The following is a 26352-nucleotide window of genomic DNA, read 5'->3' on the forward strand; positions in this document are numbered from 1 at the left end:
TTTTATCCGCCGGTTTCGCTGGAAAGGTCGCGCTGGAGGTGCTGAAGCGACTTCTGAACAACGACTTCCCGCTCGAACATGACCTCTTCCTGCTCGTCGAGCGCGAAGAGCGTTGTTTTGCCCACCTCATGCGCGAGAACGAAGACGGTCCTGTTCGAAATGACCTGCACGCTTGCGATTGTGGGATCTGCAACGAAAAGCGTGGCGGCCGGCTCGTCCAGGTGAATGAGCTCGCCTTCCGATTCGATGATCGATATCGCGCCGAACTGCATTTCGTCGGCGACAGAGATCACCGGGGCGACGGATAGCAGTGCAATCAGTAGTGGTTTCAGGGCGTATCTCATAAAGCTCTCCCTTGAGTGATGAAAACCATGAACTCGGATACGGGATACGCTGGACTCGCTTCCTGCATAACATTTATCGCAGGGGGATTTTTCCAGCAAATACGGCATTTCATGCGGCCTCCGCGTCCGGTTCCGTGCGCTGAGGCAGATCGATCAGAAGGGTCGAAACAGGGACGACGGTGAAGCCGTCGGCCAATTCCTGAAACGACAGGACGTCGATGGCAATCCGGTTGCGGGTGAGGAAGGTCTTGAGGTGGCGTCGGACGTCCATCGCGCTCATCAGGACCAGGGTCAGACCCTCGGGTCTGGTCTCTGCCAGCTGTGACTGCACCTTCGAGATCAGCGCGTCTGACTGCTCTTCATCGAGCACGAGGAAGGTGCCGACATTGGTCTCGCGCAGGCAGTCGCGCAGCATCGCCTCGGTGTCGCGTTCGAGGATTATCGCGGTGACGACGCGGTTTGCATCGGCGATCCGGTGGCAGATCTGGCGGCTGAGCGAGACGCGGATGTATTCGGTCAGCAGCGCCGCGGGCTGGTCGGGCGTGACCCATTCCGCGAGCGCCTCGAGGAAAAGCCGCTTGTTGGTCGGAAAGACCAGTTCCTGGACCAGGCGGCGCAGGATATCGGAAATGTTCTGTACCGAACTTGAGCGTACGACTTCGGCAACCAGGGCGCCGTAGTCGCCTTCGAGTTCGGATAGCATGGTTTGAGTTTCCTGAATGCCGATGAAGGACGCAAAATTCTTTACGATCGTGTCCTCGATGGCGTCCAGAATGCGGTCTTTGGGGGTCAGGAAGGAAAGGCCTGCGGCTTCGAGTGCGCCCGCATGATCTGCGTGGAATGCGCGGAAGCTGCGACCGTCGGATGCCGTTACCGGCTCATTGGTCAGATCCATCAGATCGATGAATTCCGGGCTGTCATCGGCATAGATTTGATCGGGTGAGACCGCGTCCCACGAGACGGGCACATCGTCGATGAGGATTTGGAATGCATCCTCCTCAAGCGTTTCGTCGAGCCGCATTGTTATGGCAGGGCAGGGCAAGCCGACGGTCTGGGTAACTTGGGAACGGATAACACCAATAGGGGCGACCAATGTGTCGCGTGGCATAACCGCCGCGAGGTTGTGGGACAGAGTGAGTATGACGGGCGCGCTTTCAGGCAAATCGTGAACGATTGCGTCTTTCGCATCCACTCCAGCCTCTGCGCCATCGTCTGGAGCGGTGGCGTTTTCTGCGCGGGGACTGAGGAAAATGCTTCCGACGGCGAAGATCCCTGCGAGAGCAAAGAGGATCAGCGTCGGAAAACCTGGCAGTAGCCCCATTCCGAAAACCGTCACCGCCGCCATTCGCATCGCGCGGCGGTCGGCGACAAGCTGAGTGATGATGTCGGCCCCCAGATTGCGCCGGGCGTCCCCCTGAACACGCGTCACGATGGTTGCTGCGGTGATGGAGATGAGAAGGGCCGGGATCTGGGAGATCAGGGCGTCACCGACTGTTAGAAGCGAGTATTTCAGCGCAGCATCGCCAAGGCTCATCCCATGCTGGAGCATACCGATCGTCAGCCCGCCTATCAGGTTGACGCTGATGATAATCAAGCCCGCGATGGCATCGCCTTTCACGAACTTCATCGCGCCGTCCATCGCGCCATAGAACTGGCTTTCCCGCTCGAGGAGTTTGCGGCGCCGCATCGCCTCGGCGTGGTCGATATCGCCATTACGCATCTCGGCGTCGATGCTCATTTGCTTGCCCGGCAGCGCATCAAGCGTGAAGCGTGCGCCGACCTCTGCAATCCGCTCCGATCCCTTGGCGATCACGATGAACTGGACGATGGTGACGATGAAGAACACCACCATGCCCACCACAACGTTGCCCGCGATCACGAAGGCTCCGAAGGTGTCGACGATCGCCCCGGCATCGCCTTGAGACAGGATCAGCCGCGTCGTGGTGACAGAGAGGGCGAGCCGGAAGATGGTCGAGATCAGGATGATGCCCGGAAGGCTCGACAATTCCAGTGCCGAGCCAAGGTAGATTGCCGTCATGAGCATCAGGACGGCGATCCCGAAGTTGAAGCCGATCAACGTGTCGACCAGTGGTGTCGGCATCGGCAGGATCATCAGCGTGATGGTCACGACCAGCAGGACACCGATGCTGAGATCCTTGCTGGCTGCCAGCGCGGTCATGAGGCGGGTGGGGACAGTCAGTTTCATCAGGCTGCTTCTTCCGAAAAGGTGGTCTGCGTCTCTTCAACGACGGCCCCAGATGCCGCCGCTTCCAGCAACTGACGAGCTTCGTCGCGGCGGCCGGCCCGGGCCAGAAGCCGGACATACAACAGACGAAGGGGTCTGCTGCCGCTATCCGACCGTTCAGGAAGCCTGCTGAAGAGAGCGGCCGCATCATCGTGACGGCCAAGGCGGCTTAGCCCTTCTGCAGCCAGCTTGACCGCCGGCCCATGATCTGGGCGGACGTTCAAGACGGGGTGGAGCAGCAACAGCGCGTGGCGCGTCCGATCGATGCGAATGTAGATCTGCGCCAGGAGCACGAGAATATCCATCTGACGTCGTGTCATCGCATCACACTTTCAGTACCGAGCAGAGCTGCCGTTCAAGGATGGACATCTTGTCAAGCTCGCGTCGGATAGCTCGGGCCGCCAACCGGTCGGTCCGGTCTTCGGACGCTTCGAGTACCCTTACGATGGCACGAAGCTCTCGCTGGATCTCGGGCGCGTTGAGCGTCGGGTTGAGTGCCTTGGGCGGCGCAATAAAGTCGAGCACGAGGCGCAACAGCCCGCGTAGCCGCGGAAAGGGGTCGGGCCTTATGCCCGATACTGGTAGCGGGCCCTCTCTCTGACTTTCGCGATGACGACTGGTTCGGCTGATCTGCCCTGGCGGAGTTGCCGGGACCGGTGATGTGGCCTTGATCGGTTGCATGTCTTTTCCCCAAGGTCCGGAAGAGTCAGTAGCGGATTTCGATCCGCTGCCCGTCGTGTTCGAAGTTGGCGGCCTCGATGCCGATGGATGTCAGGGTCCAGCCGTTGGGCAGCGTGCTGCCTTCGTGGTACCGGGCGTCGTCGACGGTGATGAACGGGCGGCCGCTGTGCCATGCGGATTGGATCGAGGGAGGACCGGCCAGTTCTTCCACAGGGGCGGACCGGATGTCGGAAATCAGAGCGACATCCCCGAAGGCGCCGTCGAACCAGCGTTCGATGGCCTGCCAGTCAGCCATTTGGGCATCCGGCAGGGTGCCCCGCGCCATCAACACCTCGCCGTCATGGTTGACGTCGATGCGATCGAGGCCGCTGCCAGACACCTTCTCGCGCAGGGCGGTTTCGGCCGTGAGGGGATCGTCGGTCAGGGCAGGGCGGACGGGCCCTGCCGCGGCAGGCGCATCGCCGCGGAGGATTTGGGCGATCGGGGTGCCATCGGCAGCGCCCGGACCGTCGCCGGTTTCCGGCATCAGCGTGAGCGCGGCGACAGCGCAGGGAACACTGGCCAGTGCCAGCGCTGCGGCGGTGAAGCTTGGCAGCTTGGCCCGAGGTTCGGGGGCGGTCAGGTGGAGTTCGACATCGCCGAGCCGCAGGTCCGCGGGGGCCTTCAGCGAGACACGATGACCGGCGGGAATGGTGCCTTTTCCCACGACATCGACCCCGGCTTCCAGCGCAGTCACGGTCATCCGCTTGCGCTTTCTCTGGATGGTCATGTGTCTGTCGGCGACACCGTCATCGGCCAGGATGACGTCGCAGTCCTGATCAAGGCCGAACACCGTTTCCCCTTCGGGAATTGGGCTTTGGGCCCCTGAATGACATCCTGACTTCACGTGCACTTCGCAGGCCATGGTGTTGCCTTTCGCTCGGCATACTTATTTGGTTGAGATGGGCGCGGTGATCGCCACCGCGCCCGCTTGGCTGCGTCAATTGACGCCGGTTTTCTTGGCCAAGTCATTTGCCAGCTTTGCAACAGTGTAATGCGCGTTGAAGTTCAGTTGCTCTGCAGTCGACCAAGAATAGTTGTCCATCATCGAGTTGAAAGACTGATCGACGGCGCTTTGGTCGACGTCGTTGGCAGAATTTGCGCCATTGCCCGAGCTACTTACTGCAGTCATTTTATTCTCCTATGGTTGAGTTGCCATCTTGTTCAAGATCGCGAGGTTGTGCGGTGCCCTGAAAGGATTGTCCTATTCCCTGGGCAGCGCTCTTTGACAGCATCAGCCGGCCTTCAGGTGAAACCCAGAGAGTTCCAGCGGTGCTGCATCTGCTTGCTCATCGGTGTCCGATGGGCCGTTAGCCAGGATTGTGTTTCTCAGCATCTGGTCCATCGCCTGTCGCCATTTGGATTCAGGGCTTTGAAACCAATCAGATAGCGGCAGTGATGAGGCGGATTCGTCGGAAACACTATCCGAGTTTGACGTCGCTTCATCGTCAGAGTTCAAAGTCACTTTGAAGATGGAGAGATCTGATTTTCCGCCGTCCCGAGCTTCAAGCTCAAGCCTGGCGAAAGATCCTTCGATATCAGCCATTGCGGTGTCCGTCTCGGTCCCTTTGACCGGGATCTCGTGGGCTGCGCAGTCGTATGTTTTTTGTAGAGGATTTTTTTGATCACCCCCAATGGAATCTTCAAGACGATCCCGCACCATCTCGATAAAGAGATCGCTGATCTTTTCAGCCAGAGACGTCTTTTCAGAAGGGTTCGATTTTCCGAATCCGCACTCGCTTGATGAAGCACTGGGCCTCTCAAACCCACAGCTGAAGCTTCGAGAACTGCTTGCATTTCGAGCATCGTCAAATTCGAAGGTGTTCCTCGAACCGGCTGCATAGTAGTTTATTGTCGGTGAGAGTGTTATGTCGTTTGGCATTCTCTTTCTCCGTGGAAGTCTTCCTTTGCTTCGCTCAAATTATCCCGAGATATCACGCCCTAGACTGAGCATCTGTTCAGTTAGCGAAAGCGCGTCGGGCGAGGAGGAGGTCGAGCCGACTCCGGTTAGGTCCGCAAATTTGCTTGCAGCAAGATCGATTGCATTTCCCAATCCGGTCATCTGCGGATTGCCAGTAAGTGTTCCGGCAAGCTGCAAACCGTCAGCAGCGAATTCTGTGAGATCACTTGCAAAGGCGAGCGTATCGTTCACCGCTTGGCCAATATCTATTTTGTCAAGCTTGATGTCGAGAAAGGCCATCTATGTCTCCTTCTGTGTTTCAGGCGCTATTCTGGACACGCCCTTGAGTTGAGTTTCCGCGGGGCACGCGAACTTGATTGCGGCCTCACTCGACGGAAGATGAGACCGTGACCTTTCCGAAACCTGACAAGATTGGCGTCTGGTTTAAGATTTTGAAATTAGATAGAAATGGAGTGAATCTCGCAGATCGGACACGAGCTGAGTGATGCTGCGAATCAGCGCTTTCCGCCGGGAATGATCTCGGTTTCATCACCCTGTATGACCATGAGGCGTCGGGGCGGTCTGGGTGCGGTCCCAGAGCCGGTCATGGCCTGGAACGTCTCTTGGACAAGTTCGATGTACCGCGGCGGGCCTGAGACACGCGCCAGCCCTTGATCGCTTGCCGCAATAATCGGATAGCGGGTGTCAGCTATACCGAGCTCGTCCAGTGTCGTTTGGAGAGTGTCGATTTCCACGTCGTTTAGCTGAAGGAGAATCGTTCGATCGTCGTTCACTGGCGTGACATGCAAGACTTGCCCGTCAAAGTACCAGCTGAATTCATGGGTTATTGATAAGTGATAGAGAAATTCACTTGGTGTGAATTCGCCTGCTACCCGCCTCACCCTACCTGTCAAGTCTTCATCGACATCCACTGGAACATCAAGAATCTCGCCAAAATCAAAGAGGACCGATTCTAGATCCTGATCGATAATCGTGTAAAATTCGAGATCCTCATTGGCAGGTAAATTGTCAGCATAGAGCGGTGTTGCGATCGCGATGCAGGCGGCAAGTCCTGAAAGGCCGTTCAGCGTCCATCTGATCATGTTTCACCTGTGGGAAGAGGATGTGCATATCTTCTGATTCGCGCTCTACGATAGGCCGTCAGATTGCCTTGCACAACTGACCTTAAGAGTTCGGAAACTCGTAAGGTAAGCGTAAGCTTGAAAATCTATTTCATTCTCTCAACCGGCTAAATGAAGCCCGAAGCGGGAGAAGTGACATGGAACTCAATAGCACTGCCATTGGATTGGAGAGCGATATCGGCGCGGCGACGAATATCGTTCAGTTCGACGTTGCCGGGTATCAGCGACAGCCTGAGTCTGGACAGTTTTTCGATGCGGCTGCCACTCATCTCGATAAGTCGCTCAACATGCATCGGGCTCTGACTGACAGGAAAATCCCGGCCGAAGGACCCTCAGTAGAAACCATCAGCCGCTTGCCCGATGGTCCTGCTTCTGGACCACTCGAGGCTAAGCCGATCGACCGGTTCTCGCTCATCGATGACTCCTTGCGAATTATGGAGGCGAGCTATGCCAATGCCACCAACATGACGCTGATCAGCAATGTGGCGCACCAATCCGCCAGCTCTTTCAACAAACTTCTCACGACCGCTTAGCGCTGGCGCTTTATTGGAGAGTATCGACATGCGGACCAGACATCTGGCCCGGTTGGCATTGCTGGTCACGGTCCTTGCCGTAGCTGGTTGCAAATCGGAGCTCTACAGCGATCTGGATGAGCAGGAGGCGAACGAGATCATCTCCGTCCTGCTCCGCCACAACATCGACGCGGACCGGCAGGTCATGAAGGGCGGTCAGATCACCGTTCTGGTCGATGACAAGCGCTTTGCCGATGCGGTCGAGCTTCTGCGTGAGCAGGGCTATCCGAAGCGGCATTATGCAACTCTTGGAGATGTCTTTCAGGGCGATGGGTTCGTGGTTTCGCCGATGGAGGAACGGGCCCGGTTCGTCTTTGCGATGTCAGAGGAGCTGTCGCGGACGATTTCCGATATTGATGGCGTTCTCTCGGCACGGACGCATGTGGTGCTGCCGACTTCGGACAGGCTTTCGCAGGACAAGACACCGTCGTCGGCTTCGGTTTTCGTGCGCCATGACGCGTCCGTCGAGCTCCAGCCCCTGGTCCCTCAGATCAAGCTTTTGGTCGCCAACAGCATCGAGGGGCTGACCTACGACAAGGTCACAGTCGTGCTCGTGCCTGCGCAGATCGTCACGCATGCGGCGCTGCCGGTCGCCCCGACCGCGCTGAGTGCGGTCGAGGCGGCAGGGCTGGGTGCAGCTCTCGTGCTTGTTTTGGGACTGCTCATCGGCGGTGGGGCTTTTCTCTGGCGCCGCGGCCGGACGGGCCATGACGGCAGCTTCCTGACAACACCGGCCGAGTAGTACGATGACGGCATCTGAAACATTGCAGCTGGCGGATATCGTACACGCGCTTGATCCCGAGCGGCTTGGAGTCCCCGGGCTGACGGATCTCTGGCCGCGGGTGGCGCAGTCTGAGCGGCTCCGCAGGATCATTGCAGAAGGAATTGCGGACGGGATCGAACTGACCTGCCTGACCGCGCCGGTCGCGCAGCTGATCGAGGTCGGACCGCACCGGCTCCACGACGTGACGAGCTATGCCGGTGCGGCCGCCCATGCGCCGGCACTGCGCCGCCTAATCCGCAAACACGTCGTCGCTGCGCTGAAGGCGGAAATCGGGGCGGATGCCTATGGATTTGCCCTGACGATGGAGGCTGAAAACTCTGCACGTCGTCAGACCACGCCGGCGGCGAAGGATATCTTGGCGGACGGACGCGCGCTTTTTGCGTCCTGGTTCGCCGGAATAACCGCGGGGGAGCAGGCACTTCTGGATCTTGCCCTCGATCCCGTCCTCCCAGGGGATCGTGCTCCTGATGCAAGCCCCACCCTGCTCCCCCAAGCGATTGAGGCTGTCCATGCGACGATATGAATTACCCAAACGCCTCGCCCTTGACCCGCCGCCGATCATTTTGACGGCTGAGGAACTGGCGCTTTGCACGCACGCGGCCGAGTTGAGTGCGCGGGCAGCGGATGAGGCGGAGCGCTGGACGAAGGCAGCACGTTTCGCCTTTCGCAAGGCCCGGAGGGACGGCTGGGCAGAGGGGTACGATGCCGGGCTCGCCGAGGCGCGTGCGACGATAGCCGAAGTGCTATCGCAGTTTCGCGAGAGTGCAGAGCAGGCGAGATCCACGACGGCGTCCCTGGCCCTCGACATCGCCCGGAAGGTCGTCGGAGATCTGCCCGATACCGTCTCATTGACGGGCGCGGTGACCGTCGCGATCCGGGAGCACAGGGATGCCGGCCGCGTCGTCGTCGCCATGCCTGCGGCTACGCCGTCTGTCATGCGGGCCTGTATCGAAGCGCTGGTCGAGAGCAGCGAAGCCGATGTCAGGTTCGAGGTCGATGCGAAGCTGGAGTCCGGCAGATGCGAATTGCGTACTCCAGCCGGTATCGTTGACGTAACGCCGCAGCGGCAACTTCAGACCCTTGCTGCCCTCTTGGCAAAGGAGAGCTGCGATGTCTGAGCTCGCCCGCCTGCGTAAAAAAATCGAAACGGCGCAGCTGCGTCGGCCCGTCGGCCGGATCGTCGAGATCAGAGGTTCGACCCTGAAGGCATCCATCCCTTCGGGCCGCATCGGCGAGATCTGCTCCTTGCGCGAACCGGGAGCCGACACTGGCCTTCTGGCAGAGATTGTCGGGCTCGCCGATGAAACCGCAATTCTGTCTCCGCGCGGCGCCGTTCGGGGGCTGTCACTGCGAACCGAGGTCATCCCGACCAGCAGCTTTGCAGCGATTCCCCTGTCCGATGCTCTGCTTGGCCGCGTGGTCGATGGTGACGGTGCTCCGCTCGATGGGGGCGCAAGTCTTTCCGGGCCGATGCTGTCCATCGACAATGACGCACCCGACCCGCTGGCGCGCGCCATCATCCGCAAGCCGTTTGCCTGCGGTATCCGCTCGATCGACGGTCTGCTGACCTGCGGTGAAGGGCAGCGGATCGGTATCTATGGCGAGGCCGGCGACGGCAAGTCGACGCTGATGTCGGCGATCGTGAAAGGATGCGTCGCGGATGTCTGTGTGATCGGAATGATCGGCGAACGCGGCCGGGAAGTTCGCGAGTTCGTCGAAGATCACCTGGGTGCCGAGGCGATGGCGAAAAGCGTCGTCGTTGCTGCGACCTCCGACCGTCCCGCGGGCGAGCGGGTTGCGGCAGCGTTTGCGGCAACCCGTATCGCGGAACACTTCCGCGATCAGGGCAAGCGCGTCCTTCTGCTGATGGACAGCCTGACCCGGTTCGCGCGAGCGCAGCGCGAGATCGGGCTGGCGGCAGGCGAGATGCCAACACGCCGGGGCTTTCCGATTTCGGTCTTCACCATGCTTCCCGGGTTGCTTGAGCGTGCCGGAACGGGGATCACCGGGTCGATCACCGCCTTTTATACCGTTCTGGTGGAAGGTGACGGAACAGACGATCCGATCGCGGATGAGACCCGAGGTATTCTGGACGGCCATCTTGTTCTCTCGGCCAAGCTTGCGTCCCAGAACCACTATCCGGCGATCGACGTCCTACGTAGCAAGAGCCGGGTGATGAACGCGGTCGTCGATGCGGCGCATCGGGACGCTGCGGGACGTGTGCGGGATCTCATCGCGGCCTACGCCGATGTCGAGCTTCTGGTGAAGGTCGGCGAATATCAAGCGGGTGCCGATCCACGAGCTGACGCGGCGCTTGCTGCACATGAGGCGATCGGTGCCTTCCTCAGACAAGGGACAGACGAATGGGAGCGATTTGACGACAGTGTCGTCCAACTTGCGGAGATCGCGTCGTGACCCCCGCCCACACCCATCTTCTTCTGCGTCTGCGCAAGCATCGCGAGAGCCGCGCGTCCCTTGGCCTGGCGCAGGCCAGAGCGCGCGCTGCAGAAGCGGCAAAGCGGTCACAAGACGCCCGCCTCGAACTTGAGGTCGCGATCCGGGCCGAGTTCGACAGGAAGGGCGATGCGTATCGCACTCTACCGGGCCAGCGCATCACTGCGGCGGATCTCGAACTGCATGAACGACAGATGGAGGCGCTTGAGGCTGTGACTGCCCACCGGCGGCAGGAGCTCGATCATGCAAGTGACGGGTTGAGGACGGCCCATGCCGCGGTGGAAACCGCCGCAGCTGATCTTCGCACCGTCCTACGGAATATGGACAAGTTGCGGACCGTCGCCGACTGCCTGCTGGCGCAGCGCCTTGCCGAACAGGCAAATCGGGAGGCGCGATCAACCGAGGACGAGACGACCGATCTTTTCGTTTTGTCCGCGCTGGGAGGCGTATCATGAAGAGCGATCTCCGCCCCTTTCGCCCGCGGCGCCTGCCTGCCGGCGACCTGTATTTGCGCAATGCGCTGATTGCTCGAGGTGGCTTGGTACTTGGCACTTTTGCCGGGCAGATGCTCACGGTCGACATCGATTCCAGCCCGCAAGTCAGCCATCTGAGAAGCACGGTTCTTGGACTTCGCTTGGGACAGGATGTGCTGGCTGTAAGAGTTAGAGAAAGCCTTCTGAAGGCTGTTCTCGGAACGCTGGAGACACAGGCGGAAGGATCCTTTGCGCTCGATGTCGTGTTCGATGCGGGGCTGACGAAGCTCGAAGATCGGCTCGGCCAGCCGATCAGCTTTGCCAGAGCGCCCGCGGTCCCCCGTTTTGTTGAGACTGGACTAGTCCTGAGCTTCGGCAGGCTGATATCGCCGCTTTGGTTGGATCAAAGGGCGGCGGAGCTTCTTGTGCGCCTTTATCAGCCGCAGCGCCGGATGCAGCCCGACCTGCTCGTGCCGCTGTCGATTCAGAGCGGCAGCGCACGCTTGGCAGTTGGGCAAATCCAGGCGCTACGGCCCGGAGATATCCTGTTGCCGGACGACCCACAGATCAGCCTGAGCCACGCCACGCTGCAGCTCGGTAACAATCTTACGGCCATGGTCGCACTCCGCGACGGCCAGGCCATCCTGGAAGAGGAACCAAAGCCCATGACCACTGCTCCCGAGATCGAGCCTGGAATGAATCTTGACTCTGACACCTCTGATTGTGCGGCAGATAACTCGGCCGGAGGCGCCGACCCTCTGGCGGAGCTAACCCTCGACGTCAGGATCGAGCTTGCCCGTCTGACGCTGAGCCTGGATGCCCTGAGCGAGGTTGGGCCGGGTCACGTCATCCCCCTCGACAATCCGATCGCGCGCGTCCGGGTACTTGTCGCAGGTCGCCCCATTGCGACCGGTGAGCTTGTGCAGGTTGGTGAGCGGTTGGGTGTGCAGATCCTTGGAAAGCCAGTCTGATGTCCGACGCCTCGCCGGAGCTTCTATCGATACTGGCCGTCACCGTCGGCCTGGGCCTGATCACCTTCTTCGTCGTCACGGCGACGTCGTTCATCAAGATCGCCGTCGTTCTTTTCATCGTCCGCAACGCGATCGGAGTTCAACAGGCGCCACCCAACATCGTCCTTTATGCGATCTCACTGGCGCTGACGGCTTTTATAGCTGCCCCGGTGATGACAGGCGCGTTCGATGCGGTCATGGCTGTCGAAAGCGACTTTAGCCGACTCGATGACTTCATGGCGGCCTTCGACCGCGGGAAGGCGCCAATCAAGGATTTTCTGGTCGCCATGACGCCGGAAGAGCAGCGTCGGTTCTTTGTCGACGCGACTATACAGGTCTGGCCGGACACTCAGTCTGCCGCGGCCAGCGAGACCGATCTGCCGGTTCTCATCCCCTCTTTTCTGATCACCGAACTGCGCCGCGCTTTCGAGATCGGGTTTCTGCTTTACCTGCCTTTCGTGACGATCGATCTGATCGTTACAACGATCCTCATGGCGATGGGCATGTCCATGGTGACGCCGACGCTGATCTCGACCCCCTGCAAGCTGTTTCTCTTCGTCGCTGTCGATGGTTGGTCGCGGCTTCTGCACGGTCTTCTGCTGACCTACACGGCCGGAGGGTAGCGGAATGGAAAACGCCGATATCCTTGTCACAGTGGCCGACGCGCTTGGCATATTCATGACCATCGTTCTGCCCCCGCTTGCCGCCGCTCTTGCCGCAGGCCTCATCGTGGGGATCCTTCAGGCAGCGACCCAGATCCAGGATCAGACACTGCCGCAGACCATAAAGCTGTTTGTGGTCATCGGTGTCTTTGCGACGATGTCGGGCACGCTTCTTTATCCTCTCATACGCTACACCGAGGCGCTGTTTGCGGGCTTCCCCGGCATGGTGCCCTGATAGCCGATGGATATTCCCGCCCTCATAGACCTGAGCGACCTTTTCTATGCGCTGTTGAAGGAATGCGTGGTGGGATCGGCGCGGATGATCGGGCTGATGACCATCTTTCCCGTCTTCCGTCGGGTGCAGATGGGCCAGCTCATCAAAAGCGGTATCGCCGTAGGGGTGGCCTTACCCATGGTGGGCGGATTGAGTGAAGAGATTGCAGCGCTTGATCTGTCGGCGACGCTCTATCCGTTTCTCGTCGCAAAGGAGGTGGCCGTCGGTGCGCTTTTCGGCCTGGTTCTGGGTATTCCGTTCTGGGCGGCACAGGCCGTAGGAGAGATCATCGATACTCAGCGGGACATAGCGGCTGGCGGACTCGATGATCCCAGCACCGGATCGCAAGCGTCGGTCATGGCGGCATTTCTCGGCTTTACGGCGATTGCGATCTTCGTCACCAGTGGGGGCCTTCAGCAGATGCTCGCCGTCCACTACGGCTCCTACGCGTTCTGGCCGCTGGCAACTTTCTGGCCCAGTCCGGAGCCGGGTGCATGGGCAATCGTCATCGAAGTTTTGCAAGCAGTGATGTTCACTGCGCTTCTGACGGCCACGCCGGTCGTCGCGTTGTTCTTGCTGAGCGACCTTTCAGTGATGGCGATGTCGAAGCTGGCACCTCAGATGGCACCGCACGTTTTGGCGCCGCTTCTGAAGAACATCCTGTTCACCGTTTTCATCGTGGCCTACAGCCAGTTCCTGCTGGGCTACATTCTGGAGACGATCCCGCCCCACAGGATCTGGGAGGAGGAGCTTCGGCTTCTTGCGCCAGAATGAGTTCAAGCGAGGAAAAGAACCTCCCGCCAACCGATAAGAAGCTGCGCGATGCCCGAAAGAAAGGGCAGGTGGCAACCTACAGGGACTTCACGAATGCGGTTGTCTTTATTGCTGCAGCGGGGGTGCTCTACGCTCAGATGCGAGGGATCCAAACGACCCTGTCGGCAGGCATTACGGAGACGATGGACCAGATCGGGCGACCTTTCGACGAAGTGGCAAAGCAGCGGTTGACCGACCTCGCGGCGGATGCGGTTGGCATCGTCATGCCGCTGCTGCTTTCCGTCGTTGCGATGACCATCCTCGTCAATATCCTGACAAAGAAGGGATTTGTCTTTTCGACCGAGGCCCTTTCTCCGAAGCTGGAAAACCTGGACCCGATAAAGGGTTTAGGCCGGTTATTCGGGGTCCGATCACTGATAGAATTTGGGAAGTCGCTCTTCAAGCTCGCCTCGATCGGAGGAGTTCTTTGGCTGATCGTCTTGCAGATCGTCCCCTCACTCGTTCACGTACCCTACTGCGGGTTTGGCTGTTTTGATGGCGTGTTGCGCACGATTACGATTCTCTCAATGACGTCGGCCGCACTCATCTATCTGGTGATTGGAGCTGCGGATATTCCGCTTCAATCCTGGCTCTTTCTGAAGGACCAGAAGATGAGCAAAACCGATGTCAAGCAGGAGCGGAAGGACCAGGACGGCAGCCCCGAAATCAAGTCGGCACAACGAAGGCTCCGGCAGGAGATGTCGAACGCTCCACCGGGCAGACCGTCGATCGAGCGAGCAACACTGGTCATCTATGGTGGCGTTGCTGCTGTCGCATTGCGCTTTGTGCAGGGCGAGACGTCAGTCCCTCTTTTCATGGCGAAGGCGCAGAATACGAAGGCGGCCGAGCTTCTGCGGGTCTCAAATAGACTGGGCGTTGCCCTTCATCACGATGAAGGGCTTGCAAGAAGTCTTCTAAACGGGGGCGGTCTTGGTCAGCCTATCAAGAAAAGACACTTCGAAGGTGTCGCAGGGGCTCTCCAGATGATCCGTATCCATCAGAGGTAGTCGTAACCCTTTTCGTAAGTCCCAATTGGCGGCTGTCATTCACGTATCTCCGGTTTCCCGCATAAATCAGATCGTCTTGACCTTGCCCCTTCAAATGCAGCCACCCTGAGTGGAAGAGCGGCTTACTCAAGGGGGGCAAGGTCGGACCGCGCTCCGCTCTCTTTACGCTTCGCCCCACAGCTCTAGAGCTTCGACTGCGATGTCGAGCGCTTCGGCCGTGGTTGAGGCAAGACGCTCCTTGCCACTGCTTGATTGGTTCAGGGACGTCAGACCCAGCCATGCCGCGAACTGCCTCCCATTCCGGAACTGGTGTCCATCACCTGCGGTTGCGACGATGGCTGACGCGGTGATCGGCCCGATCCCCGGCAGGACCCTCAGCAACATGACACGCGGATCTTTGCGCCCCTCGAGCCGCATGCGTTTCTCATACCGAAGGATGCGCAGGTGCAGAGCGGCCATCTGGTTGCTCAGGTTGACCAGAACGTCGACAGCGACTTCAGGTATGCGATATGCGGGGCCGCCCGAGATGAAGGCATGGGCCCAGGCAATCAACGCACGCTCAACTATGAGAAAGGCCAGAGCAGGGTTGGCCAGACGCCTCGCCATCATCCTTCATGCGATGATGCATGACGGAACTGAATTCCAGGTCGCATGGCAACGATTACAAAAAAAACGTGAGGATTCCTGAAGCAGAACTCCCATCCCGGACAGCGTCCGAGAGAGGGCGTGAGACACGGCGACGATTCTGTCGCAACGGTCAGAACTACGGCACGATTGCGGTTTCCACCTTGCCGACACACACACCCAGCCAACCCCATCATGAACCACGGAGTTCGAAGAGAGCAAAGGCAGCCTCAGACGCAAAAACGAAGGAAGCCCAGTGAGAGCGCATTGACAGATTAGAGAACAGAAGCGGCTCAAACCCGCCGTTCACTCATATTTCAGATGCTGCGAGCAGCTCGTCAAACGAGCCATTTGTGGCGAGCGCAAACCTGCGGCTGGTTGAAGCTACGCGACGCTGGAGGAAGCCGTCGTTTTGATATTGGCTTCGGAGATCTGCTCTTTCGGTCTTCTTGAAAATCTTTGTCTTCGGTGATCTGTTTGAATGCTGTTTTAGGACCTAGCCATCATAGAATTCAATATGCCAGCCGGTTCTTCGAGCATGATCGGTTCAGTGGAGATGTATCGATATGTTCACCTAAAAACCATTCGATGATTTCTCCTGCGCCACCAATTTCGACCACCTTTCAACCCGGACTCCACCTCTCTGAAAGGACACGTAAAGCAATATAGGCGGGTAGACTTTTGGCGAGCCATAGATGAGCATTGCTTCGGAATCTGGCATTCCACGCTTGGAAGTCTTCAGATAAACCGCCCTCTAAAACACAGACCAGTCGTCTTGTCCGGGGACGTAATGTTGAATAATGACGATCACTCTCTCAGACAGAGTGACGACGCGTTCCTAGTCAGAGGTGGATTTGCGGTTTGGACATAAGTGTTCCCCGCAAGACTGAGGCCGTATTCTAATGGAGGCTCTTCGTCTCTTGTCAGGTTAGTGTAAGATCACCTCGCGATGATGTTGGCAACAGCAGCCATTAGCGAGGGGCGATTTAACATGTTGGAATTAGAGGGGGCCGGAGCCGAGAATCCGGCGGTTGCAGCACGCCAGCCGAAACGGGAGGTTTTTTTGGCAAGCGCGGCCGTCCTCGCCCCGCCTGCGCCGCCGCCGACCGCCCCCGCCCCGATGGCGCCCATTGGCGTGGGCGCCACAAGGGATCTTTCGCCCTTGGGGCCAAGCAAGGACGTGCTGCAGGACATGATCAAGCACGCCCTTTTCTCGCGCCTCTTCGACGTCGGAGCCCATGTTGGCCAGGCATTGAAGAATATGTCCGATCCCACGCGCATCTCAGCGCCTTTCTTTGGTGTGCAGGACGCGGTGCGTGCGGTCGGCGATCTCAAGACGGAATGGGGGAAAGCGCGCATGTCCTGGTCCGAGCCGGAGAAGAACGAGCTGGCCGGTCAATTGAGCGAGGCGATCGTCGCCTGGCGGAGCGACACATCACCCGACCGCCAGTCGTTGCAAGACACACTCAAGGACGTTTTCAAGTCGAACTACAGCAGGATAGAGGCGAAACGCAGCGCGGGACACGAGGCACAGCGCGAGATCGTCCAACGCTCCGGCAAGCAGGGCGGCGATATTGGCACACGCGAAAAGAACGAGGACAAGGCGCGGCATGATCGTCCCACCAATCAGGCGCCGACAGACGGCAAGGATAACGCGGCAGCGGCGCAAGGAATTGTAAGCCAGGGCGATACCAGCCCAGCATTTGAACAGAAAGACCGACACCGGCCAAATTCCGAGCCAAGCATCAAACGCCGCCAGGAAGCGGAGATACGTGCCCATAGCCGTGACGCGAAAAAGCAGGTGGATGACATCATCGCTCGCCACAAAGCTAATCCGCACGCCGCCGTCGAAGAGCTGAACGCAGCGTCGATGAATGCGATCAACAAGGGCCAGTTGCTCAAGGCAGACGTCTTCTCGACCGCCAGCTCGATGCTGTCCGAAGAGCTTGCCGGGCCGGGCACATCCGGTCCCGACGTCAGCACGCCCATCAGACCGGCGACGTCACCACCCGTGATCGAGCAGCAGGAAAACTCGGGCAAGCGGATTGGAGAGGCCCACGAAAGGGCCGATAAGATAATCAAGGAGATCAATGAGCGCTACAGGACGCCGCTGATCCGTCCGGGCCGCGAGCACGATCTGAAGGATGCCGCGAATAGGCTGGCAAAGGACGGCGACGTTCTGGCGGCCATCATCGTGCTGTCGCATGTGCCGCGATCCGGTCCTGCGGGACATACCGGCGGTACAGGACCCGCAGCAACGACAAGCGACGGCGGTAGTGCTGGACCAACCGAAAACGCCAAATCAGATCATGTGTCCAACCCTGATCGACTGGACCCCAGATTTGTCGCCTCAGTTGAAGAATGGTTGCGGACGGCCCCATTGGACGATGTCGTCCGTGTCGCCGGCCGAATGACCTCCGAATTCACAGTGTATCTCAAAGAACAGGCACCAGATGTCTACAAGCTGATCGAGCAGCGCCTGACGGAGGCAGTGCAAGCCTCTCCCGCGACCAATGAACCAGGTCAGTCCAATGGCTTCGCGTCTTCTCCGGTGAACCCGGCCAGAGCACCGGACGGCACTGCGCTCCGTCATGCCGAGAAGTTCGGAGGTCCGATCGATAGCGGAACGCGTCATATCAACACTGACCCTCCTGGCGATGAGGGGCCTACGGAGGACGCGCAACTGTCGGCATCAGAACAGCAGGCCGTAGACCATGCTCTCCAGATGGTTCGAGCGGCAAGCGAGCTGGGACTGGTCGAAAGCCAGATAAAGCGATCTCGCCGAGCCCTCCCGAGTGATCGGGCGCGCGAAGTCTTCGATGCGGCGTTGAAGGGCGGCACTGACCGTGTAACCGGAGAGCCAATTCAGCCTATTAATCTTGAAAAACAAAAAGAGGATGAACAGGCACTGGCAAAGATGCAGAGCGGTGATCTGCAAAGTCTCGATGGCGCGCAGAGCTACCCGCTTGGGCGCCGTCGAACAGCGACTGTTAACCAGGGCGAAGCGAAATTCATATCAAGTGCGGGACAATCAAAAGGGCTCTATACCTTTGGCGCCAGCGTTTGTCTCCTCATGGTCGCCACAAGCAAAGATCCGGACGGGAATGTGACGAAAGTCGGTCTGGCGCATATCGATATCGCTACGCCGAAATCAAGTATCTCGGAGTTTCTTGATCTTGCCACGAATGGAAGCGACAGCGTGGAGATTACGATCGTATCTGGTGCCCGAACGATCGCGTTAAGAGCGCACGATGCAATCAGAGACAAAGGGCTGGATGTTAATTTTTCAAGTATTGATTTGAATGCTCAAAGATCCGATGCACTTGTCGTGGACAATACGGGCCGCGTCTTTTACGGATCGCGACTGGATCTTATGAGTTTCGATACGGACGCGCTTTCCAGAATTGCAAAACGGAATAGATCTGATCTCCCGCTAGAAATCGATGGTTCTCCATAGATATGCGCTTCCCAAACGATTGATGCTCTGGTTGACGCCACGCCAAGGAAGGCAAGCAAATCAAGTTAAGGCTCGTGATTCCATCCAGCGCTAAAATCGCGGTGCAGATCAGGGACGGAGGATCTAGGCGATCTGCAGGAATCTTCCCCGCCGACCGCTCAGGTACGTTCCTGGAGGAACCGCTAAAGTTCATCCATGCGGTCCGGCCAGGACGGTCCGTTCCCCGGCATGATGTGGTTGCGACTGTCCATCGTGACGAGGCGGGCGTCTGGAAGGACGAATGGCTTTTATTCTTGGCCAATGCGATCATGTATAAGAGAGCATAGCTGACGTTCGCGCACGCCGCAGCATCCGATAAAGTGGGCTCAGAAGAGCCATTAGCTCCACTTTGTCCGAACGACGTTTACGGACAAAACCCCTATGACAAGACTTGCCTGGCGAAAACGGTCGGTTCCGCCGAGACTCCCCGATTGAAGCAAGCGGTTCCTCACTACAATCTGGCGCGATCTCTTCGGTGTTACGTGGCAGCAACGGCGAGGATTGCTTGCATGACCTCGGCCTGGTCTCTGACAGCAGGACAGAGGGCGATCATTTTTCGTCGGGCGTCATATTGCAACTTGTTGCTGCAATATCTCGATTGAGTCCCCATGTCGGGCCGCACGGCGGGTTTCGCCGGGCCGTTCGGGCATATGCAGGATGCGCCGTAAACCACTGATTGCCTGTCTCGGCATCGCCGCAATTCTGATGTCCGGTATCGGGATATACGCCTACCAGACCTTTCTGGCTCTGTCCTCGGTGTGGGATCGATCCGAGATGCGCGTTGCCCTGCCGGCGCTCTGTTTCGATCCGATGGAAGAGCGCACCACGCCTGACGGCGTGGCCTTCATCCGCACGCGGACCGCCTGCTTCGAGGGTTTGCCCGACTGGCTCTATGAGACGCGGTTTGTCGCGATCGACGGGTTGCAGCAAGGCTATGTCGAAGCCGGTTCGGAGGATGGCGAGATCCTCCTCATGCGGCATGGCCAGCCTTCGGGGGCCTACCTCTATCGCTTCATGATCCCGGTGCTGGCGGATCGGGGCTACCGCGTGATCGCGATGGATCATCTGGGTTTCGGCACATCAGACAAGCCTGTCGATCCCGCCTATCATTCGTTGACGAACCACGCGGATCGGCTTGCGGCGTTCATGGATACCGGGCGCCCAAGGCCAACCCCATCAACGTCTGCCGGAAACCAGCCATTTCCTGCAGGACGAAGGGGGTGCGGAAATCGCCGACATGGTGGATGCGTTCATCAAGGCGAATCCATAGCATTCGTGCGGATGGCAATATGAGTGGCATGAGACGGGATGCGGGTCGCGCGCGGCGATGCGATAGAGACGGCGATCCTCGATGCCGCAACCGAAGAACTGGCACGCCATGGCCCCGAAGGGTTCAGCGTTGTCCGCGTCGCGGCGGCGGCCGAGGTCAACAAGACCTCGATCTACCGGCGCTGGCCGGACAAGGACGCCCTGATGGCCGCCGCGATCGCGCGAACGCTCACCTCGACCAAAGAACGGATCATCGACACCGGATCTCTGGTGGGGGATCTGTCCGCGCTGGCCCAGATCATCGGGGGCCGTCTCGGCAGGCCTCAGGGCAAGGCACCGGCTCTTGTCTCGCTGTCCGAGGCGGCGGCCGATCTCGTCTCCGACGTCGCCTCCCATCCGATGGCCGAAGCCGACAAAGTCGCCTCCGATGTTATCCAACGCGCCCGACAGCGCGATGAATGGGATACCGAAGCCCATCCGCTGGACACCGTACTGATGATGCTTGCGGGTGCCGTGTTCCATCGCATTCTCATCCGACGCAGACCGGTATCGAGGGGCTGGGCACACAGCATCGCAACCATTATCGGCCGTGGCGTGTCGCCTTAGGTCAGTTCCGAGCAGTGGTTTCGCGACGAATAGCAGAACTTCGGTTTTCAGGCTGCACACAGCTTCTTCACTTGATCAGCGCATATGCGCTCCTGCTTCAAAAACATGGCCGCAAACGGATGTTTCTGTCACAGCACTCCGGCCAACATGAGATCAGCCACATAGCCCGGTCAGAAACCTCCGGAAAAATAGGATGAGTTTGTCACATTTCTGCGCCTCCCGGTCGCGGGGGGCAAGGTTGGCTGAGCGGATGGAGCGGACCTCACCTGTAATCTGTCCAATGTCCACTTCCGCAAAATCGAATTGATTTGCCAAACCAGGATATACGGAACATAGTGTGAACAAATTGGCTGAGTGAAAGGCGAATCCATGCAAGACCTCTCCCTCTATCTGCCTGGTATTCTTCTGGCCTATTCGGCCTTTCTTCTCGCTATCGCCAGCCCGGGGCCGAACATCCTGGCTGTCATTGGCACCTCAATGAGTGTCAATCGTGCGTCGGGAATGGCGCTGGCCATGGGGGTCGCAACTGGCTCCTTTACCTGGGCACTGCTTACCGTGTTCGGCCTCTCGGCGATCTTGGCCACTTACGCCTCAGCACTGCTCTTCATCAAGATTTTCGGCGGGATTTATCTGCTTTGGTTAGCCTATAAGTCGTTCAAGTCCGCAGCCTCCAGCCATGATATCGAAGCGAAAGAATTGGCCGGGGGACGCCGCACACCGTTCGGATATTTTCAGCGGGGCTACATCATACAGATGACGAATCCCAAAGCGGCGCTCGCTTGGATTGCGATCATCTCGCTCGGGCTGCAAGAGGGCGCACCTTTATGGGTCGGTGCAGTGATTGTGTTGGGCACGTTCGCGCTCTCGATCGTCATTCACCTCCTCTACGCCGTCGCGTTCTCAACCCCTGTCATGGTGCGCATCTACGGAAAAGCGCGCCGGATCATTCAAGGTGTCCTTGGCACGTTCTTCGCACTCGCAGGATTGCGGCTTCTGACCAGCAGGAGCTGAACCCATGACGCTATATCCTGACCCTGCCGCCGCCAACCTGAATGAGGGCTTTGTGGTCGCCATCACTATCGTTGCGAAAGAGGGTGAAGCGGATGCGGTTGCTGACATTCTCGAACGCCTGATCGCGCCGACGATGGCTGAGGAAGGCGTGAAGTTCTTCATGCCCTACCGATCACCGAACGATCCAAATGCCTTCTTTGTTTACGAGCTTTATAAAGATGCGGCCGGTTGGGATGCGCACAACGAGTCTGAGCATTTCCGAAGCGCTGTTGAAGAGTTGTTGCCGAAAGTTGAGGTGCGGGAACGGGTTCCTTTTGTTCCCTATGTCGAATGAGGCATTTTTCCGAAGCCGACATTCACCACATTGCTGCATCCATCACTCTGGGCTCAAACCGAACATCAGAGAATTAGCCAGGTCGCCCGGAACAAGCGGTACCGCCGCTGCCCGGGCGAGCGCCAGACCGGCCCGGCTGTCTGGCGCTCGCCTGGCGCTTGGGGCTAGGCCATGGCGTTGATGCAGGACGCAGTGACGCTGTCGTTGCGACATTCGGTGCTTGGTTTCCCATGGGGTTCGGTTGCGCAAGTGCTCTGGCGGTTCCATATGGCGCGGGAGGCGGGAAAAGAGGGCCTTTGGTCGGTTGCCATTCGCCGGGGGCGTCCGTAGGTTGCCGCGACTTTGCGCCGGGGCTCTCCGGCGGTTCGGGAAAAGGGCCCGGTGACAGGGCCAACAAAAGGGAACGTACTTCATGCAAGGTGGTGGCGCGCAGCTGATCTTTCCGCTTCTGCTGATCCTGATCTTCTATTTCTTCATCATCCGGCCCCAGATGAAGCGCCAGAAGGATCATCAGGCGATGGTCGACGCGATCCGGCGGGGGGATCAGGTGATCACCCAGGGCGGGCTGATCGGCAAGGTTCAGAAGGTGAAGGACGAGGGCGAGATCGAGGTCGAGATCGCCCAGGGCGTGACGGTTCGGGTGGTGAAAAGCACGATCACCCAGGTGGTGAACAAGACCGAACCGGCCAAGAAGTGAGGCGGTGGGCGCGACATCTCGTCGTTGGAGCGGCGGCTCTCCTTTCTTGGGGTGCCGACGGCGTGAGCGCTCAGGTCGCGCTTGGCTGTAACTTCGAGGTTTCCTGCCCGGTACCGCTCAATGCGGCGGCGGCCGTCAGTAAGTGTGGGGGCGTCCGGCTATCGCTGACGCCGGACGCTGCGCAGGGTGACGAGATCGCCGCTTTGCGCGATGGCCTTCAGCTGCGTCTTGAGCGACTTGACCGGTGCTATCGCTGCATCGATGCGGTTTCGTTCGCGGGCGGCGGGACGCTGCGCGTTGATCTCCCCGGCGCGGAGCTGGACGAGGTGATGCCCGATCTTGTCGACCTGCTCACAATGCGGCACCGCATCATGTCTTCGGATCCTCCTTCCGCAGGCGCTGTCTTACACATATTTCCGACTGATTTGAGAGTGCAGAACGTCGAGCGGGTTGATCCGGCTCAAGACCATGACGCGGCCCAATGCGGCCGATACATTCGATAGGGCGACCGAGAAATGCTGCAAATCGAGCCTTGGAAGCGGGTTCTGATCTGGCTGACCGTGGCTGCGGGGCTGCTTCTGGCGATGCCGAACCTGTTCTACCCGCGGGTCGAGCAGCATAACGACGCGATGGCGCAGATCGCGCTGGGGCTGGATCCGGCGACGGTCGAGGGGGAGGAGCTTTGGCCCGCCTGGCTGCCGTCGGGGCTGGTGAACCTGGGGCTCGACCTGCGGGGCGGGGCGCATCTGCTGGCCGAGGTGCAGGTGGAGCAGGTCTACGAAGCAAGGCTCGAGGCGATGTGGCCTGCGGTGCGGGATGTCTTGCGGGACGAGCGGCAGCTCTTCGAGTCGATCCGGCTGGTCGAGACGACGAACGAGGCGCTGCGGGTGCGGATCGGGAACCCGGAGGCGATGCCGCGGGCGCTGGAGCTGGTGCGCGGGCTGGCGCGGCCGGTGCAGACGCTGGCCGGGGTGAGCGGGACGGATCTGGACGTGCGGGCCGAGGGGCGGGACGTGATCGCCGTGTCGCTGAGCGAGGAAGAACAGCAGGCGACCGATGACCGCACGATGGCACAATCGCTCGAGATCGTGCGGCGGCGGATCGACGAGGCGGGCACGCGGGAGCCGACGATCCAGCGGCAGGGCGGCGACCGGATTTTGATCCAGGTGCCGGGCGTGGGCTCGGCGCAGGAGGTGAAGGACCTGATCGGGACGACGGCGCAGCTGACCTTCCAGCCGGTGGTGAACCGGATCGAAGGAGGCGAGGCGCCGGCCCCGACTGGGTCGACGGAGGTGCTGCCGTCGCTGGACGAGGAGGGGGTGTTCTACATCCTGGAGCGGACGCCAGTCGTGACGGGCGAGCAACTGGTCGATGCGCAACCGTCGTTTAACGAGAACGGGCAGCCCGCTGTGACCTTCCGGTTTAACCCGACCGGCGCGCGGCAATTCGGGGACTACACGGCTGAGAATATCGGGTCGCTGTTTGCGATCGTGCTGGACGAGGAGGTCGTCTCGGCCCCGGTGATCCAGAGCCATATTCCGGGCGGGTCGGGAATAATTACGGGCCGCTTTACGCTGGAGGAATCGACGCAGCTGGCCATCCTCTTGCGCGCGGGGGCGCTGCCGGCGGAGTTGGTGTTTCTCCAGGAGCAGACGATCGGACCGGATCTGGGGGAGGACAGTATCGAGGCGGGGCGGATCGCGTGCCTTGTGGCCTTTGCGGCGGTGCTGATTTTCATGGCGCTGAGTTACGGCCTGTTCGGGATTTTCGCCAATATCGCGCTGATCATCAATGTGGCGCTGATCTTCGGGCTTCTGAGCCTCATCGGGGCGACGCTGACCTTGCCGGGGATCGCCGGGATCGTGCTGACCATCGGGATGGCGGTCGACGCCAACGTGCTGGTCTTTGAGCGAATACGGGAGGAGCTGAAGACGGCGAAGGGGCCGTCGCGGGCGATCTCTCTGGGTTACGAGAAGGCTTTGTCGGCGATCGTGGACGCGAATATCACGACCTTCATCACGGCGACGATCCTGTTCGCCATGGGAGCGGGGCCGGTGCGGGGCTTTGCGATCACCTTGGGGCTGGGGATCCTGACATCGGTCTTTACGGCGATCTTCGTGACGCGGGTTCTGGTCGTGATGTGGTTCGAGTGGCGACGGCCCAAGACGGTGGAGGTCTGAGATGCGGTTGCGGCTGGTTCCCAAGGAGACGAGCTGGGATTTCTTCTCGCGCTCGAAACTGTGGCTCGGCATTTCGGCGCTGATGATGGTGGCGGCCTTCGTGTCGTTCCTGATCCAGGGGCTGAATTACGGGATCGACTTTGTGGGTGGGACGACGATCCGAACTGAGAGCACGCAACCAGTCGATGTCGGGGTCTATCGGGAGGTTCTGACGCCGCTCGAGCTAGGGGATTTCTCGATCACGGAGGTGACCGATCCGAGATTCGGGCCCGACGAGAACGTGGCGTCGATCACGATTCAGGCTCAGGAGGGTGACGAGGCGGTGTCGCAGGACACCATCAATTCCGTGCAGGAGGCTTTGCGCGGGGTGGCACCAGACATCACCTTTCCCGCCATCGAGTCCGTAGGGCCTACCGTTAGTGGGGAGCTGATTCAGGCAGCGGTGATTGCAGTGTTGCTCGCGATCGGGGCGGTGCTGGTCTATATCTGGCTGCGGTTCGAGTGGCAGTTCGCGTTGGGGGCCGTGGCGGCGCTGGTCCATGACGTGATCCTGACGATCGGCGTGTTTTCGGAGCTGCAGATCCGGTTCGATCTGGCCATCATCGCGGCCCTTCTGACCATCGTGGGCTATTCGCTGAACGACACCGTGGTCGTCTTCGACCGGGTGCGGGAGAACCTGAGGCGGTACAAGAAGAAACCGCTGAAGGAGGTTCTGAACCAGTCGATCAACGAGACGCTGAGCCGGACGGTCATGACCTCGGTCACGACGCTGCTGGCTTTGATCTCGCTTTATATCCTGGGCGGGGACGTGATCCGCGGGTTCGTCTTCGCGATGATCTGGGGCGTGATCGTGGGGACCTATTCCTCGATCTTCGTGGCCTCGGCGATGCTGCTGTGGCTGGGCGTCAAGCGGGACTGGTCTAAGCCCGATGACGGCGCGCCTGCGGGAACGCAGTTCGCGACGGCAGAGACAAAGGATGCCTGAGGGCCTTTCGGCGGCGCTTGCGCTGCCGGGGCTTTGGGCGGTGCTGGGGGCCGTGACGGTCGCAGGCGTCGTTTACGGCTTTGCCGGGTTCGGAGCGGCGCTGATCTTTACCCCCATCGCGGTGGCCTTCATCGCGCCTGAGACGGCGATTGCGGCCTTTGCGCTGTCGGCCTTGGTGTCGGTGTTCACCGTCGTGCCCTCGGCCTGGGGGGAGGCGGACCGGCGTGCGGCGGGAACGATGATCGCCGCGGCAATCCTGGCGGCACCCTTGGGCGTCTTGGGGCTGTCGGTGCTCGACCGGGAGGTGATCCGGACGATCGTCGCGATCATCGTAGCAATCACGCTGGCCGCGCTGATCGCCGGCTGGCGGTTCTCGGCCCCGCCGACGCTGGCGAGCCGGGCGGGGATCGGTGCGGGCGCGGGCGTGATGGGCGGCATGACGGGGCTGAACGGGCCGATCGTGATCCTGTTCCAACTGGCCGGGTCGGACGGGGCGCGGCGGGCGCGGGCGAACCTGATCCTGTTTCTGACGGCGACCTCGATCTCGTTCCTGCCGCTTCTGTGGATGCAGGGGCTGTTGACGGTCGAGGCGTTGTGGCTGGGGCTGATCCTGATGCCGCTTTATGCGGTGGGGACGCGGGTCGGGAAGGCGCTGTTCACGCCGGGGCGGGAGCCGATCTATCGCGGGGTGGCCTACGTGATCATCGGGCTGGCGGCGCTGGCGGCGTTGCCTGTCTGGGACTGAGCCCC

The 26352-nt window shown here is 59.9% G+C and carries 30 protein-coding genes and 1 pseudogene; 20 read left to right on the forward strand and 11 right to left on the reverse strand.

Annotated features, from left to right (window positions below; all coding sequences use genetic code 11):
* Window positions 1–2 precede the first annotated feature (2 nt).
* The 9 genes from AADZ90_RS07180 to AADZ90_RS07220 form a co-directional block, all read right to left on the reverse strand.
* Window positions 3–344, reverse strand: a complete 342-nt coding sequence (locus AADZ90_RS07180; protein ID WP_367311905.1) for a pilus assembly protein N-terminal domain-containing protein — start codon at window positions 342–344, stop codon at window positions 3–5.
* Between the two features lie 109 nt (window positions 345–453).
* The gene (gene sctV / locus AADZ90_RS07185) at window positions 454–2550 is read right to left on the reverse strand and encodes a type III secretion system export apparatus subunit SctV (RefSeq protein ID WP_367311904.1); all 2097 of its coding nucleotides are present in this window, start codon (window positions 2548–2550) and stop codon (window positions 454–456) included.
* Window positions 2550–2894: a tetratricopeptide repeat protein gene (locus AADZ90_RS07190; protein WP_367311903.1), complete on the reverse strand. Its 345-nt coding sequence runs from the start codon at window positions 2892–2894 to the stop codon at window positions 2550–2552. Before AADZ90_RS07190 ends, sctV begins: the two co-directional genes overlap by 1 nt.
* Window positions 2895–2913: 19 nt before the next feature.
* Window positions 2914–3114 carry a hypothetical protein gene (locus tag AADZ90_RS07195; protein WP_367311902.1) on the reverse strand — a complete coding sequence of 67 codons (201 nt, stop codon included), beginning with the start codon at window positions 3112–3114 and terminating at the stop codon, window positions 2914–2916.
* Between the two features lie 181 nt (window positions 3115–3295).
* Window positions 3296–4174, reverse strand: coding sequence for an FHA domain-containing protein (locus AADZ90_RS07200; RefSeq protein WP_367311901.1), 879 nt, complete (start codon window positions 4172–4174; stop codon window positions 3296–3298).
* A 75-nt stretch (window positions 4175–4249) separates the two neighbouring features.
* The gene (locus AADZ90_RS07205; protein WP_367311900.1) at window positions 4250–4441 is read right to left on the reverse strand and encodes a hypothetical protein; all 192 of its coding nucleotides are present in this window, start codon (window positions 4439–4441) and stop codon (window positions 4250–4252) included.
* Between the two features lie 102 nt (window positions 4442–4543).
* On the reverse strand, window positions 4544–5191 hold the full coding sequence (locus AADZ90_RS07210; RefSeq protein ID WP_367311899.1) for a hypothetical protein: 648 nt from the start codon (window positions 5189–5191) through the stop codon (window positions 4544–4546).
* A 39-nt stretch (window positions 5192–5230) separates the two neighbouring features.
* Window positions 5231–5509 carry a hypothetical protein gene (locus AADZ90_RS07215; protein WP_367311898.1) on the reverse strand — a complete coding sequence of 93 codons (279 nt, stop codon included), beginning with the start codon at window positions 5507–5509 and terminating at the stop codon, window positions 5231–5233.
* A 215-nt stretch (window positions 5510–5724) separates the two neighbouring features.
* Window positions 5725–6312 carry a hypothetical protein gene (locus tag AADZ90_RS07220; protein ID WP_367311897.1) on the reverse strand — a complete coding sequence of 196 codons (588 nt, stop codon included), beginning with the start codon at window positions 6310–6312 and terminating at the stop codon, window positions 5725–5727.
* A 176-nt stretch (window positions 6313–6488) separates the two neighbouring features.
* On the opposite strand from AADZ90_RS07220, the gene AADZ90_RS07225 reads away from it, so the two are divergent.
* From AADZ90_RS07225 to AADZ90_RS07275, 11 genes are read left to right on the forward strand one after another with little or no spacing between them, the layout of a single operon-like run.
* Window positions 6489–6884 carry a hypothetical protein gene (locus AADZ90_RS07225; protein WP_367311896.1) on the forward strand — a complete coding sequence of 132 codons (396 nt, stop codon included), beginning with the start codon at window positions 6489–6491 and terminating at the stop codon, window positions 6882–6884.
* Between the two features lie 28 nt (window positions 6885–6912).
* Window positions 6913–7665 (forward strand): type III secretion system inner membrane ring lipoprotein SctJ, encoded by a 753-nt coding sequence (gene sctJ / locus AADZ90_RS07230; RefSeq protein WP_367311895.1) that lies wholly within the window; start codon window positions 6913–6915, stop codon window positions 7663–7665.
* 4 nt (window positions 7666–7669) lie between these two features.
* Complete coding sequence (locus AADZ90_RS07235; protein WP_367311894.1) at window positions 7670–8230, forward strand: hypothetical protein; 561 nt, start codon at window positions 7670–7672, stop codon at window positions 8228–8230.
* Window positions 8217–8825 (forward strand): FliH/SctL family protein, encoded by a 609-nt coding sequence (locus AADZ90_RS07240; RefSeq protein WP_367311893.1) that lies wholly within the window; start codon window positions 8217–8219, stop codon window positions 8823–8825. Before AADZ90_RS07235 ends, AADZ90_RS07240 begins: the two co-directional genes overlap by 14 nt.
* Complete coding sequence (locus tag AADZ90_RS07245) at window positions 8818–10122, forward strand: FliI/YscN family ATPase (RefSeq protein WP_367311892.1); 1305 nt, start codon at window positions 8818–8820, stop codon at window positions 10120–10122. Before AADZ90_RS07240 ends, AADZ90_RS07245 begins: the two co-directional genes overlap by 8 nt.
* The gene (locus AADZ90_RS07250) at window positions 10119–10616 is read left to right on the forward strand and encodes a hypothetical protein (RefSeq protein ID WP_367311891.1); all 498 of its coding nucleotides are present in this window, start codon (window positions 10119–10121) and stop codon (window positions 10614–10616) included. The genes AADZ90_RS07245 and AADZ90_RS07250 overlap by 4 nt, the downstream gene beginning before the upstream one ends.
* Window positions 10613–11605, forward strand: coding sequence for a type III secretion system cytoplasmic ring protein SctQ (gene sctQ, locus AADZ90_RS07255; protein WP_367311890.1), 993 nt, complete (start codon window positions 10613–10615; stop codon window positions 11603–11605). Before AADZ90_RS07250 ends, sctQ begins: the two co-directional genes overlap by 4 nt.
* Complete coding sequence (gene sctR / locus AADZ90_RS07260; RefSeq protein ID WP_367311889.1) at window positions 11605–12267, forward strand: type III secretion system export apparatus subunit SctR; 663 nt, start codon at window positions 11605–11607, stop codon at window positions 12265–12267. The genes sctQ and sctR overlap by 1 nt, the downstream gene beginning before the upstream one ends.
* Before the next feature lie 4 nt (window positions 12268–12271).
* Complete coding sequence (locus tag AADZ90_RS07265) at window positions 12272–12541, forward strand: EscS/YscS/HrcS family type III secretion system export apparatus protein (RefSeq protein WP_367311888.1); 270 nt, start codon at window positions 12272–12274, stop codon at window positions 12539–12541.
* Window positions 12542–12547: 6 nt separating this feature from the next.
* Window positions 12548–13354, forward strand: a complete 807-nt coding sequence (sctT, locus tag AADZ90_RS07270; RefSeq protein WP_367311887.1) for a type III secretion system export apparatus subunit SctT — start codon at window positions 12548–12550, stop codon at window positions 13352–13354.
* Entirely contained in the window at window positions 13351–14400 is a 1050-nt protein-coding gene (locus AADZ90_RS07275; RefSeq protein WP_367311886.1) for an EscU/YscU/HrcU family type III secretion system export apparatus switch protein, read from the forward strand. The genes sctT and AADZ90_RS07275 overlap by 4 nt, the downstream gene beginning before the upstream one ends.
* Before the next feature lie 222 nt (window positions 14401–14622).
* Here AADZ90_RS07275 and AADZ90_RS07280 read toward each other — a convergent pair.
* A pseudogene (locus AADZ90_RS07280) lies at window positions 14623–14772 on the reverse strand (transposase); the annotation flags it as partial.
* Between the two features lie 1201 nt (window positions 14773–15973).
* Here AADZ90_RS07280 and AADZ90_RS07285 point away from each other — a divergent pair.
* The 6 genes from AADZ90_RS07285 to yajC all read left to right on the forward strand — a co-directional run bounded on the left by AADZ90_RS07285 (window position 15974) and on the right by yajC (window position 22437).
* Entirely contained in the window at window positions 15974–18481 is a 2508-nt protein-coding gene (locus AADZ90_RS07285; RefSeq protein ID WP_367311885.1) for a hypothetical protein, read from the forward strand.
* A 696-nt stretch (window positions 18482–19177) separates the two neighbouring features.
* Entirely contained in the window at window positions 19178–19813 is a 636-nt protein-coding gene (locus tag AADZ90_RS07290; protein WP_367311884.1) for an alpha/beta fold hydrolase, read from the forward strand.
* Window positions 19814–19828: 15 nt separating this feature from the next.
* A complete protein-coding gene (locus AADZ90_RS07295; protein WP_367311883.1) occupies window positions 19829–20395 on the forward strand; it encodes a TetR/AcrR family transcriptional regulator in 567 nt (188 codons plus the stop codon).
* Window positions 20396–20764: 369 nt separating this feature from the next.
* Entirely contained in the window at window positions 20765–21406 is a 642-nt protein-coding gene (locus tag AADZ90_RS07300; RefSeq protein ID WP_367311882.1) for a LysE family translocator, read from the forward strand.
* A gap of 4 nt (window positions 21407–21410) precedes the next feature.
* Window positions 21411–21740 (forward strand): putative quinol monooxygenase, encoded by a 330-nt coding sequence (locus tag AADZ90_RS07305; protein ID WP_367311881.1) that lies wholly within the window; start codon window positions 21411–21413, stop codon window positions 21738–21740.
* Between the two features lie 412 nt (window positions 21741–22152).
* Window positions 22153–22437, forward strand: coding sequence for a preprotein translocase subunit YajC (yajC, locus tag AADZ90_RS07310; protein WP_367311880.1), 285 nt, complete (start codon window positions 22153–22155; stop codon window positions 22435–22437).
* Window positions 22438–22595: 158 nt separating this feature from the next.
* Here the strand turns inward: yajC and AADZ90_RS07315 are convergent, their stop codons facing one another.
* On the reverse strand, window positions 22596–22802 hold the full coding sequence (locus AADZ90_RS07315) for a hypothetical protein (RefSeq protein ID WP_367311879.1): 207 nt from the start codon (window positions 22800–22802) through the stop codon (window positions 22596–22598).
* Window positions 22803–22952: 150 nt separating this feature from the next.
* Between AADZ90_RS07315 and secD the strand changes: the two genes are divergently transcribed.
* The 3 genes from secD to AADZ90_RS07330 are packed head-to-tail and all read left to right on the forward strand — an operon-like array spanning window position 22953 to window position 26347.
* Window positions 22953–24617, forward strand: a complete 1665-nt coding sequence (secD, locus tag AADZ90_RS07320; protein ID WP_367311878.1) for a protein translocase subunit SecD — start codon at window positions 22953–22955, stop codon at window positions 24615–24617.
* Window position 24618: 1 nt separating this feature from the next.
* Window positions 24619–25602 carry a protein translocase subunit SecF gene (secF, locus tag AADZ90_RS07325; protein WP_367311877.1) on the forward strand — a complete coding sequence of 328 codons (984 nt, stop codon included), beginning with the start codon at window positions 24619–24621 and terminating at the stop codon, window positions 25600–25602.
* On the forward strand, window positions 25595–26347 hold the full coding sequence (locus AADZ90_RS07330; RefSeq protein WP_367311876.1) for a sulfite exporter TauE/SafE family protein: 753 nt from the start codon (window positions 25595–25597) through the stop codon (window positions 26345–26347). Before secF ends, AADZ90_RS07330 begins: the two co-directional genes overlap by 8 nt.
* Window positions 26348–26352: the final 5 nt, after the last annotated feature.

Origin of the sequence: Aestuariibius violaceus (assembly GCF_040779325.2) — a bacterium.
Lineage (GTDB): Bacteria > Pseudomonadota > Alphaproteobacteria > Rhodobacterales > Rhodobacteraceae > Aestuariibius > Aestuariibius violaceus.

What these genes read in the sequence shown, in the direction of transcription:
- sctV (WP_367311904.1), bottom strand. Translation starts at nt 2,550, where the DNA reads ATGAAACTGACTGTCCCCACCCGCCTCATGACCGCGCTGGCAGCCAGC.
- sctR (WP_367311889.1), top strand. Translation starts at nt 11,605, where the DNA reads ATGTCCGACGCCTCGCCGGAGCTTCTATCGATACTGGCCGTCACCGTC.
- AADZ90_RS07300 (WP_367311882.1), top strand. Translation starts at nt 20,765, where the DNA reads ATGCAAGACCTCTCCCTCTATCTGCCTGGTATTCTTCTGGCCTATTCG.
- AADZ90_RS07240 (WP_367311893.1), top strand. Translation starts at nt 8,217, where the DNA reads ATGCGACGATATGAATTACCCAAACGCCTCGCCCTTGACCCGCCGCCG.
- AADZ90_RS07305 (WP_367311881.1), top strand. Translation starts at nt 21,411, where the DNA reads ATGACGCTATATCCTGACCCTGCCGCCGCCAACCTGAATGAGGGCTTT.
- secF (WP_367311877.1), top strand. Translation starts at nt 24,619, where the DNA reads ATGCGGTTGCGGCTGGTTCCCAAGGAGACGAGCTGGGATTTCTTCTCG.
- AADZ90_RS07285 (WP_367311885.1), top strand. Translation starts at nt 15,974, where the DNA reads ATGATGTTGGCAACAGCAGCCATTAGCGAGGGGCGATTTAACATGTTG.
- AADZ90_RS07275 (WP_367311886.1), top strand. Translation starts at nt 13,351, where the DNA reads ATGAGTTCAAGCGAGGAAAAGAACCTCCCGCCAACCGATAAGAAGCTG.
- AADZ90_RS07290 (WP_367311884.1), top strand. Translation starts at nt 19,178, where the DNA reads ATGCGCCGTAAACCACTGATTGCCTGTCTCGGCATCGCCGCAATTCTG.
- sctQ (WP_367311890.1), top strand. Translation starts at nt 10,613, where the DNA reads ATGAAGAGCGATCTCCGCCCCTTTCGCCCGCGGCGCCTGCCTGCCGGC.
- AADZ90_RS07180 (WP_367311905.1), bottom strand. Translation starts at nt 344, where the DNA reads ATGAGATACGCCCTGAAACCACTACTGATTGCACTGCTATCCGTCGCC.
- AADZ90_RS07330 (WP_367311876.1), top strand. Translation starts at nt 25,595, where the DNA reads ATGCCTGAGGGCCTTTCGGCGGCGCTTGCGCTGCCGGGGCTTTGGGCG.
- yajC (WP_367311880.1), top strand. Translation starts at nt 22,153, where the DNA reads ATGCAAGGTGGTGGCGCGCAGCTGATCTTTCCGCTTCTGCTGATCCTG.
- AADZ90_RS07235 (WP_367311894.1), top strand. Translation starts at nt 7,670, where the DNA reads ATGACGGCATCTGAAACATTGCAGCTGGCGGATATCGTACACGCGCTT.
- AADZ90_RS07205 (WP_367311900.1), bottom strand. Translation starts at nt 4,441, where the DNA reads ATGACTGCAGTAAGTAGCTCGGGCAATGGCGCAAATTCTGCCAACGAC.
- AADZ90_RS07220 (WP_367311897.1), bottom strand. Translation starts at nt 6,312, where the DNA reads ATGATCAGATGGACGCTGAACGGCCTTTCAGGACTTGCCGCCTGCATC.
- AADZ90_RS07245 (WP_367311892.1), top strand. Translation starts at nt 8,818, where the DNA reads ATGTCTGAGCTCGCCCGCCTGCGTAAAAAAATCGAAACGGCGCAGCTG.
- sctT (WP_367311887.1), top strand. Translation starts at nt 12,548, where the DNA reads ATGGATATTCCCGCCCTCATAGACCTGAGCGACCTTTTCTATGCGCTG.
- AADZ90_RS07265 (WP_367311888.1), top strand. Translation starts at nt 12,272, where the DNA reads ATGGAAAACGCCGATATCCTTGTCACAGTGGCCGACGCGCTTGGCATA.
- sctJ (WP_367311895.1), top strand. Translation starts at nt 6,913, where the DNA reads ATGCGGACCAGACATCTGGCCCGGTTGGCATTGCTGGTCACGGTCCTT.
- AADZ90_RS07190 (WP_367311903.1), bottom strand. Translation starts at nt 2,894, where the DNA reads ATGGATATTCTCGTGCTCCTGGCGCAGATCTACATTCGCATCGATCGG.
- AADZ90_RS07225 (WP_367311896.1), top strand. Translation starts at nt 6,489, where the DNA reads ATGGAACTCAATAGCACTGCCATTGGATTGGAGAGCGATATCGGCGCG.
- AADZ90_RS07210 (WP_367311899.1), bottom strand. Translation starts at nt 5,191, where the DNA reads ATGCCAAACGACATAACACTCTCACCGACAATAAACTACTATGCAGCC.
- AADZ90_RS07200 (WP_367311901.1), bottom strand. Translation starts at nt 4,174, where the DNA reads ATGGCCTGCGAAGTGCACGTGAAGTCAGGATGTCATTCAGGGGCCCAA.
- AADZ90_RS07295 (WP_367311883.1), top strand. Translation starts at nt 19,829, where the DNA reads ATGCGGGTCGCGCGCGGCGATGCGATAGAGACGGCGATCCTCGATGCC.
- AADZ90_RS07215 (WP_367311898.1), bottom strand. Translation starts at nt 5,509, where the DNA reads ATGGCCTTTCTCGACATCAAGCTTGACAAAATAGATATTGGCCAAGCG.
- secD (WP_367311878.1), top strand. Translation starts at nt 22,953, where the DNA reads ATGCTGCAAATCGAGCCTTGGAAGCGGGTTCTGATCTGGCTGACCGTG.